The organism is Sphingomonas sp. 1185 (assembly GCF_040544655.1).
Lineage (GTDB): Bacteria > Pseudomonadota > Alphaproteobacteria > Sphingomonadales > Sphingomonadaceae > Sphingomonas.
In genome coordinates this window covers 39,861-54,299 of sequence record NZ_JBEPKL010000013.1, presented here as the reverse complement: position 1 = coordinate 54,299, position 14,439 = coordinate 39,861, and the positions used below count along the sequence as shown (strand labels likewise).

10 protein-coding genes are annotated in these 14,439 nt (G+C 71.0%); 2 read left to right on the top strand and 8 right to left on the bottom strand.

What is annotated here, in order from left to right; translation table 11 throughout:
• Positions 1–13: 13 nt before the first annotated feature.
• The 8 genes from pelF to ABIC44_RS10660 are packed head-to-tail and all read right to left on the bottom strand — an operon-like array spanning position 14 to position 12,172.
• On the bottom strand, positions 14–1,501 hold the full coding sequence (gene pelF, locus ABIC44_RS10695) for a GT4 family glycosyltransferase PelF (protein WP_354295345.1): 1,488 nt from the start codon (positions 1,499–1,501) through the stop codon (positions 14–16).
• Complete coding sequence (locus ABIC44_RS10690; RefSeq protein ID WP_354295343.1) at positions 1,498–2,370, bottom strand: hypothetical protein; 873 nt, start codon at positions 2,368–2,370, stop codon at positions 1,498–1,500. Before ABIC44_RS10690 ends, pelF begins: the two co-directional genes overlap by 4 nt.
• Positions 2,367–3,314 (bottom strand): hypothetical protein, encoded by a 948-nt coding sequence (locus tag ABIC44_RS10685; protein ID WP_354295341.1) that lies wholly within the window; start codon positions 3,312–3,314, stop codon positions 2,367–2,369. The genes ABIC44_RS10690 and ABIC44_RS10685 overlap by 4 nt, the downstream gene beginning before the upstream one ends.
• Positions 3,311–4,801: a hypothetical protein gene (locus ABIC44_RS10680; RefSeq protein WP_354295339.1), complete on the bottom strand. Its 1,491-nt coding sequence runs from the start codon at positions 4,799–4,801 to the stop codon at positions 3,311–3,313. Before ABIC44_RS10680 ends, ABIC44_RS10685 begins: the two co-directional genes overlap by 4 nt.
• Positions 4,798–6,513, bottom strand: a complete 1,716-nt coding sequence (locus ABIC44_RS10675) for a hypothetical protein (RefSeq protein WP_354295338.1) — start codon at positions 6,511–6,513, stop codon at positions 4,798–4,800. The genes ABIC44_RS10680 and ABIC44_RS10675 overlap by 4 nt, the downstream gene beginning before the upstream one ends.
• Positions 6,510–7,391 (bottom strand): glycoside hydrolase family 191 protein, encoded by an 882-nt coding sequence (locus ABIC44_RS10670; protein ID WP_354295402.1) that lies wholly within the window; start codon positions 7,389–7,391, stop codon positions 6,510–6,512. The genes ABIC44_RS10675 and ABIC44_RS10670 overlap by 4 nt, the downstream gene beginning before the upstream one ends.
• Positions 7,391–8,809, bottom strand: coding sequence for an exopolysaccharide Pel transporter PelG (pelG, locus tag ABIC44_RS10665; RefSeq protein ID WP_354295337.1), 1,419 nt, complete (start codon positions 8,807–8,809; stop codon positions 7,391–7,393). Before pelG ends, ABIC44_RS10670 begins: the two co-directional genes overlap by 1 nt.
• Entirely contained in the window at positions 8,810–12,172 is a 3,363-nt protein-coding gene (locus ABIC44_RS10660) for a M10 family metallopeptidase C-terminal domain-containing protein (protein WP_354295336.1), read from the bottom strand.
• 216 nt (positions 12,173–12,388) lie between these two features.
• On the opposite strand from ABIC44_RS10660, the gene ABIC44_RS10655 reads away from it, so the two are divergent.
• Together ABIC44_RS10655 and ABIC44_RS10650 are read left to right on the top strand one after the other, a co-directional pair.
• Positions 12,389–13,069: a response regulator transcription factor gene (locus ABIC44_RS10655; RefSeq protein ID WP_307101071.1), complete on the top strand. Its 681-nt coding sequence runs from the start codon at positions 12,389–12,391 to the stop codon at positions 13,067–13,069.
• Positions 13,066–14,421 carry a sensor histidine kinase gene (locus tag ABIC44_RS10650; RefSeq protein WP_354295333.1) on the top strand — a complete coding sequence of 452 codons (1,356 nt, stop codon included), beginning with the start codon at positions 13,066–13,068 and terminating at the stop codon, positions 14,419–14,421. Before ABIC44_RS10655 ends, ABIC44_RS10650 begins: the two co-directional genes overlap by 4 nt.
• Positions 14,422–14,439 lie beyond the last annotated feature (18 nt).

Here is a 14,439-nt window from a genome sequence, read left to right as displayed (position 1 = left end):
CCCCCTCCCCCTTTTAGAGGCGCGCCGCGAGCTCCCCGTATAACTGCCGATAGGCCCCGATGATCGCCGGATGGTCGTAATCGCGCACCACCCGCTCGCGCATCGTCTCGCCCATCCGGGTGCGCAGGTCGGGATCGTCCATGATCCGCCGGATCGCCTGCGCGGTGGCGGCCGGGTTGACCAGCGGGGTGACGATGCCGCCATGGCCGCTATCCGCGCCGCCGCGCCCCTCGATCATCTCGCGGCAGCTGCCGACATCGGGCGCGACGACCGGGATGCCGCACGCGCCCCCCTCCAGGATGACCAGCGGCTGCGCTTCGGACAGGCTGGTCAGGACGAGCAGGTCGATCCGCATCATCCAGTCCTCGATACGGACCCGCCCCTCGAAGCTCAGCGCCTCGCCCAGCCCCAGTTCGGCGACCAGCGCGGTGCATTCGGCGGCATATTCGGGGTCCTCGTCCTCCGGGCCCAGCACGACGAAGCGGATGTCGGGGCGCGCGGCATGGACGATGGCGGCGGCGCGGATATAGGTCTTCACGTCCTTGATCGGCACCACCCGGCCGAGCAGCGCGACGACCGGCCGGGCGGGATCGCGCCGGTCGGGCAGATGCGCGAAGCGTCGCACGTCGACGCCGTTGGGGATCGCCCGCACCCGCTCCGCCGCCGCCCCCAGCCGCCGCTGTACCGCGTTGTTCTCGCCATAGAGCGCGACGATCGGGTCGCAGGCGGCATAGCAAGCCTCGGCATAGCTGGTGAAGGCGCGCACCCACAGGTCGCGCAGGTCGCGCACGCTGCGCTCCAGCTCCAGCCCGGTGTCGATCTGGTCGCCGATCCACTCGGCCATCATCACCTCGATCTGCCGTTCGAGCAGATAGATGCCATGTTCGGTGATGAAGGCGGGCCGCCCCGTCGCCTGCGCCGCGCGCGCCGCGAGCAGGCCCGCAAAGCCGGTCGAGATGGTGTGATAGACCCGCGCACGCGGCAGGGGCGCGATCAGCACCGCGAGCAGCCCGCCGAGCAGCGTGCGCATCGCCCAGAAATAATGATGGAAGGACGCGCGCGGCAGGATGGCGCGGTAATGGCGCTGCAACCGCTGGAAGGTTGCGGGATGCGCCAATATGTCGCCGGGCTCCGGCATCGGGTCCAGCCCGGCGAACAGGTCGAGCAGCGTGGCGATCGCCGCTCGCTCGCCGGTCGCGACAAAGGCCATCAGCGCCTCGGCGATCCGGCTCGCGACCCGGTTGGGGATGGCGCGCGGCGCGGCGGCGGCGGGGGCCAGGCCGATCTCGCGGACCATCACGACATTGGGCGGCGGGGCGATCCGGAACGGCAGCGCGGCGGGCCCCGCCTTGATCGCGACCACGGCGAAGCGGATCTCGGGCAGATGGGTGATCAAGTCCTGAAGCCAGCCAGACACGCCGCCGATGACGTAAGGGTAGGCTCCCTCGACGATCAGGCAGACATCGGCGTCCAAGTCGTCGGCCTCGCCCATGCGGGTCATCGCGCCGCCTCCATCCGCCACCACAGGGCATCGTCGTCCGATTCGCATGCCAGCGCGTGAAGCCGGTCGATCGCGGCATAGTCCTGCGCCGCCCACGCCGCCTCGATCGCCAGCGCGTCAGCCTCCGCACCCAGGCCATGCGCGCGCAGCAGCCTGGCCGCATCCGCGCACAGATGCTGGCGCTGGGTATCCGACAACAGGCGGTTGGCGCGGCCATGCTCGGCCAGCAACCGGGCGAGCGTCACCGCTGCCTGGCTATCGCCCCCCGCCACCCGCGCCTCCAGCACGGCGCGCTGCTCGATCAGATTCTGGACGATCCGGGCCGAGGCGGCGGCGGCGAGCGCGCGGATGGTCTGGTCGGGATCGTCAAGCATCTGCGCGACCAGCGGCGACAGGCCCGGCTCGAAGGCACGGACCACCGTCTCCAGCGCGCGGCGACGGACGGCAACCGGACCATGGCGCAGGACGCCATGCAGCGAATCGAGCCGTTCGGGGGCGGGATGATAGACCCGCCCGTCGAGCAGCCGCGCCATTTCCAGCGCCGCGCCGCGCCGCCGCGCGGGCACCGCACGCGCGCCGAACATGCGGTCGAGCCGGTCATGCCACGCGCTGCCCGTCGCCCAGCGCTCGCCCATCCGGCCCAGCCCCTGCCCCAGCATCAGCCCGACCGGCCCGCCCAGCCCCAATATCGCCGCCGCATAGCCGCCATGCGGATCGGACCGCAGCCAGACGGCATAGGTGATCAGGCTCAGCGCGGCATGTCCGAGCAGTGCGACCGCCACCGCCGCCCCGCCCGCCGGGATAAAGGCCATGACGAGGACGATCCACGCCAGGTCCAGAATGGCGAGCGCGGCGTAACGCCGGGTCACGCCGATCCGTCCATCAGCGGGGCCAGCCAGCTGCCGATCTCGGTCAGCTCGGCCATGCGATGCGCGTTGAATGCCTCGATCGGGATGGTGTGGAACAGCAGCAGGCCGATGACGGCGCCGCGCTCGCCCGCCAACGGCACCGCCGCGACGCCCAAACCGGCCAGCCGGGTGCGATCGGCGCGGCGCGCGACATGGCGGATGCGGTCGTCCCCCGCGAGTGGCTCCACCATGGCGGGGGACAGGCTGTCGGGGCGACCCGGGCTGTGCCCCTGCACCGCCGCGCCGCGCAGCCAGACCAGCGCCCCGTCGCCGACGATCCGATAGACGGTGAAATCCTCGCTGCGCGCCGCCAGCGCGATCAGCTGCGCGATCGCCGCGCACCGCTCCGCCGCATCCTTCGCCGCCAGCCGGGTGGCGACCGCGACGACATGGCCCATGGTGCGCGGGTCGGAGGCGACCCGGCGTTGCAGCGCGCGATTGGTGCGCGTCAGCCGCTCATGCGCGTCGGTCAGCCGCCCGATGTCGCGCGTCGCCTGGGCCGCGCGCCGCTCCGCCCGGCTATAGCGCCGCTTGCGGACCAGCGTCGCCTCGCCCACCGCGACCGCGACGATGCCCCAGAGCAGGGGCGGCAGCGACAGGTGCAGCAGCATGTCGAGATAGTCGCGCTCGGTCCCGTCGCCATGCGCCGCGACCAGCCAGAACGCCGAGGCCGTCGCCGCCGCGACGACCCCCGCCCCGGTGCCATAGACCAGCGCCATGACCAGCACCGGGATCCAATAGGGGCTGGGCCGCACATCGGCAAAGCCCGTCCCCCCGGTCAGCAGATGGTCGAGCAATGCGAGCGCGCCGAACGCCAGCGCGATCTCGCCCAGGATGCGCAGCCCCCGTCGCCAGCCGGGTCGGCGGACAGGATCGCGCGCCTCTTCGATCGTCGCCGCGCTCACCGGGGCCGTCCCAGACTGCGCGTCAGGACGGCGCGGCCGAACAGCTGCTGCCCCGAAAAGCCCGGTCGGCTGATCGAGGTGAGCCCGCCCGACGCCTCGACGCGCCAGACCAGCCCGATCGGCGCGGCGAGCGCCAGGCTGGCATTGGGGCCATCGCCGCCGAAACGGTCAACCGTCCATCCCGCCAGCCCGGTCAGTTGCACCGCGCCCAGCGCCTCGCCCAGCATCGCCTGCACCGTGTGATTTTCGCGATCCGCCAGCGGGATCGCCATCGCACCGTCCGCGTCCAGCAGCGCGCGGCGGACATATTCGGCCTCCACCCGGTAGCTGAGGCCGAGCAGCGGATAGCGGCGGCGGATCAGATATTCGAGCCCGGCGGAGAGCGTCACCGTGTCGCTCGCCGCGCGTTCACCGGCCAGGCCGTAGCGGTTGAGCCCCACCTCGCCCTGCGCCACCAGCCCCGAGCCGAGGCGATAGGTCGCACCCAGCGCCGCGCGCGAGAGATAGCCGCCCGCCAACACCTGCGCCGGGGTGGCATAGTCGGGCATGTGGCGGGTCAGGGTCAGCCGCCATTGCGCCTCGGCGGGGCCATAGGTGATCCGCGCGCCGCCGCCGGTCACGCCGTCGTCGAGCGCGGCGGAGGCCAGAAGCTGCAACCGCGCCGCATCGCCCAGCGCGACCGCCAGGCTGGCATCCGCCACCGTCGCTGCCCGGTCCCGCCGCCCCTCGGGCGTATCGACCCGGCTTTGCAGGTGCCGCAGGCCGCCGCCCATCGCGACCGCATCGGCGACGGGGACATCGGCGCGCAGGCTGGCCTCGACCTGTCCCAGATCGCCGCCCTCGCGCGCGACCAGCCCCATGGCGGCGGTGCCGCCCCCCGCCGCGATGGTCCGCCGGGCGCTCCTGTCGTCGGCAGCAAGGGCGCGATAGCCGCGCGCCGCGCCGGCCGCGTCGCCATCGATCGCGCGCGCATCGGCCAGCAGGCGCGCGGCGCGGGTATCGCCGGGATCGCGGGCGAGCAGCGCCTGGGCCTGACGCCGCCCGCGCCCCGGATAGCCCGCCGCCAGATCGGCCTCGATCGCGGCATGGGCCAGCTCGCGCGCCGGGTCGGCCGGCGCGGCCTGGGCGTCGTCGGTGTCGGCGGCGACCAGCGCGAAGCCGACGATCAGCACCGGGCCGACGACCCGCGCATCCATCCGCCATCCCGCCGCCGGGCGCAGCACCAGCGTCACGTCATTCCAGCGCAGATCGCCCAGCATGTCGCCCGCCGCCTCGCGAAAGTCCCGGATCGCCTGTTCGCTCGGCGGGCGGTCATAGCGGACGACCAGCTCGCCCCCGCTCCGCTCCAGCGACAGCGCGACCCCGGCGGGCCAGACCAGATGCGGTTCGCCCGGCGCGACGATGCGGCGATCGACAAAGACCGCGTCGGGCACCACCAGCTGGGGCACGGGCGCGCCGCCGTTCGCCGCGAGGTCGTCCGCGATCACGGCGTCAGCACCGCCCGCGCGCGCCCTGGCTGGCCCGAGGCGATCAGCAGCCGCGCCTGAAGCGCCGCCAGTTCGGTGTCGCGCGGCGCGGTGCGGCGCAGGTCCGTCACCAGCGCCAGCGCCTCGCCACGACGGCCCAGCCGGTCGAGCAGTTCGGCCCGCACCCGCCCGGCCGGGGCCTGCGCCAGCGCCCGTTCCAGCCAGGGCCGCGCCGCCGCCGCGCCGCCCAGCCGAGCTTGCGCGTCCGCCATCAGCCGCAGCGCCGACAGATCGCCCGGCGTCCCGGCCAGATGGTCGCGCAGCATGTCGCGGGTGCGCGCCGCATCCCCCGCATTCCACGCCGCCCAGGCCAGATCGAGCCGGTCGCGCGGCCCCGCCATCCCGGCCGCGACCCGCCGCTCTGCAAGCGCCCGTGCCTGGGTCGGCTCCAGCCCCCCGGCCCATGCCGAAACCCGCCGCAGCGTGGCCGGGTCGAGCGTCCGTCCGTCGAGCAGCGTCGCCATTGCCGCACGCGCCGCGCCGCGCTCCCCCGCCGCCTGTGCCAGACCCAGCCGAAGCATCGCGATATCGGTCCGCGCCGCCAGCGGATGCCGCTGGACAAAGGCCAGCGCGGCGGCGGGCGCGTCGCGCTCGGCATAGGCGGCCAGCCAGCGGACCTGTTCGTCCGCCGGGCCGGAGAGCGCCTGTTGGCGCAACCACTCGCGATCCGCCGGGGCGGGGCGCGGTCCCATCAGATAGAGCAGCCGTTGCCCCTCGGGCGCGGCGGGCGATTGTCCGGCGACGGTGCGGCGCAGCAGCGCGATCGCATCGTCGCGCGCGCCCAGCGCCAGCAACCGCTCGGCCAGGTCGGGCAGGACGGCACCGGGCTGCGCCGCCCGCGCCAGCAGCATCCGGCGCAGCCCCGCCCGGTCGCCGGTGCGGGTCAGCCAGTCGGCCCGCGCGCCGTCACGCTCGGCGGCAGGCAAGGCCGCGATGGCACGCTCGGCGGCGGCGCGGTCGCCGGTGCGCTGGGCGACCCGCAGGGCCAGCCAGGGATCGGCCGCGCGCCAATCGGCCGCCCCCGCCTGGTCGAGCTGCGCGATCCAGTCGCCATGCCCCTGTGCCTCGGCACGCTGGGCCAGATCATGCGCCAGCCGGACATCGGGCGGCGGGATCGCGCCCGAACGGACGGCGGCGACCAGCAGGTCGGGACGGTCGAGCGCATAGCCCGCCGCGACGATCGCGGGCGGCGCGACCCCGATGGGCCTGCGCACCGCCTCGGCCAGCAGCGCCTCCGCCTCGACGCGACGGCCGAGCTTGCGCAGCGTCTCGACCCGAAAGGCCCAGGTTGCGGGGGTCGCGCCATCGGGTCGCGCCGCCAGATAGGCGATGGCGACCGCCGGACGCCCGGCGGCGACCAGGTCATAGGCGACCTGCAGGCTGCTGGTCGCCACGCCCGCCGCGATCAGCGTCCGGGTCAGCCGCGCGAGCGTCGGGGCATCGGCGGTCGGAAGCATGGCGGCCAGTTCGGGATGGGGTAGCACCGGGGGCGGCGCGGGGGCGGGGGTCGGCGCGGGCGATGCGACCGGCGGGGGCGGCGGTGCGGCGCGGCGTGCGGTCTGCTCCACCTCGCGCGCGCTGGGCATCAGGAACAGGCCGAGCGCCAGGACCGACACACCCGCCCCGACGGGCAGCGCGACCGCCATCCAGCGCTGCGACGACTGGCGCCTCATCCCGCCGGCTCCGCAACCAGATGGTCGAGCGCCAGCGTCGCGACATAGGGGCTGAATCCCGCCGCACGTTCGCGCGCATAGAGCGCCGCGACGGTGCGCCTGTCCGCCGGGTCCCAATAGTCCAGCGTGGTGAGCACCAGATCGGGATGGCGCGCCTTGGCGGCGCGCAGCCGCGCCGCCTGCCAGGTCCAGTCGCTGTCCGACAGCATCTCGTACCGCTTGTCCGCGAAGCTCCAGCGCGAGGCCATGGATTCGCCCAGCAGATAGTCGATATGCGGCGCGACCTCGGGCAAGGCGGCATAGCCCCGGTTCAGCATCAGCCGGATCTCCGGAAAGCGCGCGCGCAGCGCCGCGACCAGCGCCGCGCCCGCCGCCACCATGCCCTTGCCGCCTATCGGGTCCGCCCGTTCCATCGCCTCGGCATTGTCGAGCGTATCCATGAAGATTCCGTCATAGCCGCGCGCCAGAATCGCCGGGACGACGCTATCGAGCAGCGCGGCACGCCAGGCGGGATGGCGCAGATCGGCATGCCGCGCCTCCGGCCAATGCGGGTTGGGCGCGCGCAGCGCTCCGGCACGGTCGAGCGCGGCGAAATAGGGGCGTGCCTTCTGCACCTCGCCCAGGCTGACATAGCCGAGCAACAGGCCGCCGGGACCGCGCAGCCGGTCGATCGCGCGGGGGTGATCCGGCTCGAGCACCAGCAGGTCGAGCTGCCGGGCCAGCACCGGATCGGTCGCAGGCCCGTAATCGACGCCCCAGCGCCAGGGCACGCCGCCCTCGCCCCGACCGGCCTGCCGCCCGGCGACCGTCAGCCCCAGCGCGCCCGCCCCCAGCACGAGCATCGCGCGCCGACCCACCATCGCCGCCATTCCGTCCATCACGCCCACCGTCCCTCGCACCCGACCACGGCGGGGTTGTTACCGACGAACAGCAGATACACCAGGCGGATCGTGGCATCGGCGACCAGCGCGATTCCGACCGACGCCGCGACGATCGCCCCGGCCATATAGCCCCAGCCGAAAGCGGCATAGCCCGCATCCCATTGCAGCCAGACCGCCAGCGCGCTCGCCAGCGCGAAGCTGGTCCAGATCAGCACCACCCGCGCGAACAGGTCGTAATAGGACAGGACGATGGTCGCGCCGATCGCGACCAGATGGAACACCGCCCCCGCCGCGCTGTGGCGAAAGGCGAAGATGCCGCGCGGGTCCGCACCGATCAGTTCGAACAGCGGCACCGCCAGCACCCAGGCCAGCGCGGCGACCAGCGCCTGGATCAGCACCAGCAGGCGCAGGCCGTCGAACAGCGTCTCGATCAGTTCGGCCCGCGCCTCCTCGATCCGCGCCAGAGTCGAGGTGCCGGTGCACCGCGCCATCAGATTGCCGAACGCCTGGTCGAACCGCGTCTCGCTGACGATCAGCAACAGGGTCAGGCCGGGCACCAGCGTCAGCAGGCCCAGGAAGCTGCCCGCATCGTTGATTGGGTTCAGCCGCAACCGCCCCAGCATCGCGACGCTGGCCGGTCCGCCCCAGAGCAGCCATTTGTCGATCCACAGCGCCACCGCTCCCGCCAGCCCCGCCGCCGCCACGATCAGCGCCAGCCGCCATGCGATCAGCTCGCGCGAGGGCATGACCGGCGGCGCGGTGAAATAGCGACGAAGCAGCAGCATGATCGCGCCCAGCGTCACCCCCGTGCCCCCGGTGACCCCGGCCAGCACGATCGTCCCGTTCGGCGCGGGCCAGGCGGCCAGCAGGAGCGCGACGACGCCGATCCCGATCAGATAGGCGACCGGCACCGCGCGATAATGGCGCAGCGCGGTCAGCATCGGCGCGGCGATCCAGATCTGGGTCAGCCAGGCGAGCAGCAGGCTGGCCAGCGCCGCCTGGCCGAGCGGCAGCCCGGCCAGCCCGCCAAAGACCACCGCGCCCATGACCATCGCCGCCCCGCCCCCGGCCGCCAGCGCGACCAGCAGGATGCCCGGCACGCCCCCGGCATCGCGCGCGAACAGCCGGTCGGCGACCAGCCGCGTCGCCAGGATCGCGATCGGCCCGGCGGTCAGCGCCGACAGGCTGAAACCATAGATCAGGACGGTGCGCACCATGCGCGCATCGGCCGCCCCGATCGCCTGCGGCGCCCAATGCTGGAGCAGCGCCACCGCGATCGCGGTGATCAGCCATGGCCCCGCGCTGATGACGGCGCCGTGAAGCGCGGCGCCGGCGATACCGCCGACCCCGCCCTCGCGCGCCATCCTGGCCAGTTGGAAACCTATGCCCGCCATGATGGCGGCTTTAGTCTTCAATTATAAATAAAAGTCGTTCGCGGTCAGGCTGTGATGGCCAAGCAGCGCGATCGAGAAATCGGCCAGCGCGAGCGCGTCGGTATTGCCCTCGACGATGGTATATTCCTTGCCGTCGATCATCTGGTAGCTGAAGCGAAGCTGGGCCGCGCCGGTGAACCTGGCCCCCGGCGTGGTCAGCAGGGTGAAGGCCTGATCCCCCCTGGCGAACAGCGAGATGTTGGCATCGATCGCCGACAGGTCGATCTTGTCCTCGCCCGAACGGAAATCGGTGATGACGTCGCGCTGTGACAAGGCCAGGCTGTCCATCATCGATTCGAAGCGGAACACGTCCTTGCCCGCACCGCCGGTCAGGACGTCCTTGCCCCAGCCGCCGATCAGCAGGTCGTCGCCATCGCCGCCATTGAGCCTGTCATTGCCCAGCCCGCCGACCAGCTTGTCATTCCCACCCAGCCCGTTGAGCACGTCATTGCCCCAGCCGCCGTCCAGCACGTCCTGTTCGCCCGTGCCGTTGATCGTGTCGTTGAAGATCGTGCCCGTCTTGGTGATGCCCACCACGTCGGTGACGCCGACCGACAGCGTCTGGGTGTCGACCGCGCCCTTCGAATCGATCGCCAGCACGGTGACGTCATAGACATTGTCGTGGTTCGCGTCGGTCGGATTCTCATAATCCGGCGCATTCACGAACTTCAGCACGCCGGTCGTCGCGTCGATGGTGAAGGCCGCGCCGTCGCCGCCCTGCGCGATGGCATAATGCACGCTGTCGCCCAGCGGAATGTCGGCATCGGTCGCGGTGATCGTCGCGACTGCGGTGCCGTTCTCGGCGATCGACAGCCTGGCCGTATCGGCACCGCCGAACGCGGTGATGGTCGGGCCGCTATTGGCGACATGACCGATGGTCACGTCATGCGGGCCGATCGACCCTATATCGAGCGTCAGTATCTCGCCGACCAGGCTGGTCACGGTCGCGCCCTTGACGGTGGTCCAGTCGGTGCCCGGCGCCTTCAGGTCGATCACGACCTTGCCCTCGCCCTCGACCGAGAAGCTCAGGTCGTGCCCGTCGCCGCTCAGCGAAATCAGCGAGGCGCGCATCGGCAGGTCGGTGATGTGGGTCACATCGTCCGCCGCCTGGCCCATGGTGATGGTATAGGTGCCGCCCGACTTGGGCAGGAACACCTTGTCGGCGTCATAGGCGTACCAGCCCGCCACGCCCTTGATGACCTGCCCCGCCTTCTGCCCGTCGACGTCGAGCGCGAAGGTGCCCAGCCCCTCGGTCGAGGAGACGGTGGCGGTGATCGTGTCGCCCGACACGCTGGTCGTGATCGACGCCTTGTGGAAGGCCGAGATGCGGCCCGCCAGATCGGCCAGCGTCACGAACTCGACCCCGGCGGCGGCCGCCTTGGCGATGAAGTTGGTGAACATCGACGTGACATAGGGGCTCGCCTGCGCGGCATCGCCGGTCCACATGGCGGGGCCGTAGTCATGCCACGGCCACACGATGACCGGCGCATCGGCATGCGAGGTCAGCGAGGCCAGCTCCCTGGCCCACTCCGCCTCCGCTTCGGCGACCGTCTTCTTCTGGAATTCGATCAGCGAGAAGTCGAACATGGTGTTCGGCGCCAGATAGACCTTGCCGTCCGCCGCATTGCCCGGCGTCTGATAGCCGAAGGCGTTGGGATAGCCCGCGCCGACGCCGGTATAGCCGCCCGACAGATAGGAGACATGCTTCATGATCTCCTGGCTGATCGCGATCGTCTCGGGCGCGCCGGGCACCGCCGCGCCGCCCAGCGACACCTGGCGGCCCAGATAGGCGCTCATCTGCTTTTCCAGCTCGGCGCGCTCGGCCCCGAACTCATAGGCGATCTGTTCGGCGGTCAGGACATTGGTGTCCTCGGGATGGGTATAGCTGTGCAGCCCGATCTCGTTGCCCGCCGCCATCATCCTGGCATAGATCGGCGCGGAGACCGACCAGTCTGTCGAACGCTGCTGCGCCGGGTCGTTGCCGATATTGACGTAATAGCTGCCGACGAAATTATAGAGCGACTTCCACTGGTCGAGGATGGGCAGCAGCTTGGAATAGATGCCGGCCGAGCCGTCCTCGGGCTTCACCTCGTCCGAATATTGGCTCTGGTCCATGTCGACACGGGCAGCGAACAGCCCGGCGTCGCGGGTCATCTGGAGCCCGACCTTCAGCCCGCCGGTGCTGGCCGAGCCGTTCACCGAATAGCTGATCGCCTTTTGCAGCAGATTGTCGTCGGCCATCGCCGCTTCGGTCGAGAAGATGACGTTGCGGCCGCCGGTCCTGGTCGCGATGGCGGCGGCATAGTCCTGGCCGTTCACGGTCTGGGTCGCGATCGTCTCGCCGGTGCCGCTGACGCTGGTGAAGGCGTTCCAGCCGACGCCCTTATAGTCGCGGATCGTCTCGCCGGTGGCATAGCCGTCGAGGACGCTGTGGTTCGCGTCCGCCGCCTTGATCGTCACGTCGGCGGGCCAGCCGCCGGTCACGCGGGTCGCGTCGAACAGCAGCTTCATCCGGGCATAGCTGTCGCCCGCCAGCGCGGTGCCGTCGGCGGCGTTGGTCATGAACTCGCCCGCCGCGATCAGGCCGATGCCGAACTGCCTGGTCGCCTGTTCCAGCGTGTGGGCGATGGCGTCCACCTTGTCCGCCTGGACGTTGCGGAAGGACGGGAAGACGATCGAGTCGTACTTGGCCAGCGTCGACAGGTTGGTCAGGTCGTCTTCGGTGATAATGTCGAAGGGGGTGCCCGCCTGCATTGCCTGGCTCTGCGCGGCCATGAACAGCTGCGAATAGGCGGTCTTGCTGAAATAGGCGTTGGCCGTCGTCTCGGACCAGACGATGGCGATGCGGTGCGAGGGGTCGGCGACGATGCCGGTGTCGTTGAAGACGGTGAAGGGCTTGGCCGAATAATTGCCTGGCAGGAAGACCTGGTCGTTCACGTCATAGAGGGTGTCGATCGCCTGCGGATCGCCAATCGCGGCCTTGGGCACGCGGAATTCGACCGTCTTGCGGTCCGCCGACCACGCCGCCTGCAACCCCGCCATCACCAGCGTCTCGCCCGCCCCGCCCTGATAGAGCGAGACGGTGCCGTCGGCGTTGAAGTTGACGTTATATTCGGCGCCCCCCGCAAAGCCGAACACCTGATATCCGGTCGCGGCGTTGCGGTCGGTGTTGAACCAGGCGGTGGTGTTGGCCCCGATCGCCATCGGCGCGGTCATCGCGAAGACGAAGTCGCTGCCGTCGCTCCTGGCATAGATGGAATAGCCCTCGCCCAGCCCGGTATCGATGCGGTCGGCCGCGTTCCAGTCGGACAGGTCGCCATCCACGTTGATCGGTGTCGTCGCCATGATTTCCCCGTTGTCCCCCGCGGCCCCATGACGCCCCGTCCGGCGGGCATGGTTCGCCTGTGTTAGTCCAGCTCGTACGCGCGGGGGACGCGCGGCGATATGACGGAGCGCGCCGCCTTTGTCCCGCCTGTTCCACAGCGATACGGACGGGACGATCTTGCCAGCACAATTTTGCTCGATAGGGCAAAAACCCGTCTGGTTTTTGGAAAGACTCGAATGAGCCTGCACCTGCTCCTCGTCGAGGACGATGTCGAATATGCGGACCATCTGGTCCGGGCGCTGCATGCGCTGGATCACCGGGTCGAGCATGTCGGCGACGGACGACAGGCGCTCGCCGCGCTCGACCGCGAACAATATGACGCGGTGATCCTCGACCGGATGATGCCCCGGCTCGACGGGCTGTCGGTGGTGGAGACGATGCGCGCGCGCGGGATCACCGTGCCGGTCATCATGCTGACCGCCTTGTCCATGGCCTCGGACAAGGTCGAGGGGCTGGAGGCGGGGGCGGACGACTATGTCGTCAAGCCGGTCGATGCGCAGGAGCTGAACGCGCGGCTGGGCGCGGTGCTGCGCGGCCGCCGCTGGACGACGAGCGAGAGCGACACGATCCGCGCCGGAGACATCGTGGTCAGCCCGACCAGCTTTCGCGCGTGGCGCGGCGGACAGCCGGTGACGCTGGCCAATCTGGAGCTGAAGCTGCTGGCCGAACTGGCGCGCCATGCGGGCGAGGTGCTGACCCGCGCCATGCTGATCGAGCGGGTCTGGGGCTATGATTTCGAGCCGGAGACGAACATCGTCGACGTCTATATCCGCCGCCTGCGCATCAAGCTGACCGAACAGGGCGGCAGCGACCCGATCGAGACGGTGCGCGGGATCGGCTATTCGATGCGGCCATGATCGAACGCGCGATCCGGCGGCTGTCGCTGCGCGGGCTGACCATCGGCGTCCTGCTGCTGTTCCTGGTCGCGACGCTGGGCACCGGCGTATCGATTTTCGCGGCCAGTCGGGTCGCGGTGGCGGAACTGGTCGACCGCCGGATCGACATTGCGGGCGATCTGGTGCTGGAGCGCGATCCGGGCGAAGGGGTGATCCCCACCCCCATATTGCTGGCGCGCATCGCCGCCCTGTCGCGACAGCGGGATACGGGCGATATCGGCCTGTCGCTGATCGCCCCCGACGGCCATACGCTGGGCGGCAACATCACGCTCAGCCGCGCGCTGCCGATCGGGCGATCCAACCTGCGCCAGCATGACGGCATCGCCGGGCTGTCGCATGGCCGCGCGCTGGTCCGCGATGCGGGCGAGGGACGCCGCCTGGTCGTGGCGGTCGAGACCGAACCGTTCGACAGCTATCGCGCGACGCGGACGCGCATCTATCTGGTCGGGTTCGGCTCGATCGTGCTGATCGTGCTGGGCGGGGGGCTGGCCTTTTCGCTGCTGGTCGGGCGGCGGATCCGCGATCTGCGCCGCACCGTCGATGCGATCATCGCAGGGAATGTCCGCCACCGCGTCCCGGTGACCGGATCGGCGGACGAGTTCGACCGTCAGGCCGACGCCTTCAACCGGATGCTCGACCGGATCGGCGAGCTGATGGAGGGATTGCGCGGCGTGTCCAACGACATCGCCCATGACCTGCGCACCCCGTTGTCGCGGCTGCGCGCGCAACTGGCGGAGATGGTCGAGGACGCCGCCGACCCCGTCCAGGCCGGGCGGGCGACCGCCGCGCTGGCGCAATGCGACGCGCTGCTCGCCATGTTCGCCGCGCTGCTGCGCATCGCCGAGATCGAGGCGGGCCACCGCCAGGCGGGCTTTGCCGCGATCGACCTGGCCGCCTTGGTCGAGGATAGCGCGACGATGATGATCCCGGTCGCCGAGGAAGCCGGGCACAGGCTGACGGTCGAGATCGCCGCGCGCCCGGCAGGGTTCGTCGGCGACCGGCAGCTGCTGATCCAGGCGATGGTCAACCTGATCGGCAATGCGATAAAATATGGCGCACCCCATGGCACGATCCGCGTCCGGCTGGACCCCGGCCCGGTGCTGCGCATCGCCGATGACGGCCCCGGCATCCGCCCCGAGGACCGGGCGCTGGCGCTGCGGCGCTTCGGGCGGCTGGACGGTTCGCGGGCGCAGGCGGGGCATGGCCTGGGGCTGCCGCTGGTCGATGCCATCGCGCGGCTGCATCGCGGGCGGCTGGAGCTGGGCGATGCCGGACCGGGTCTGGTCGTGTCGATGTGGTTGCCCATCGCCTGAGAGCGCGTCTGGAAACTC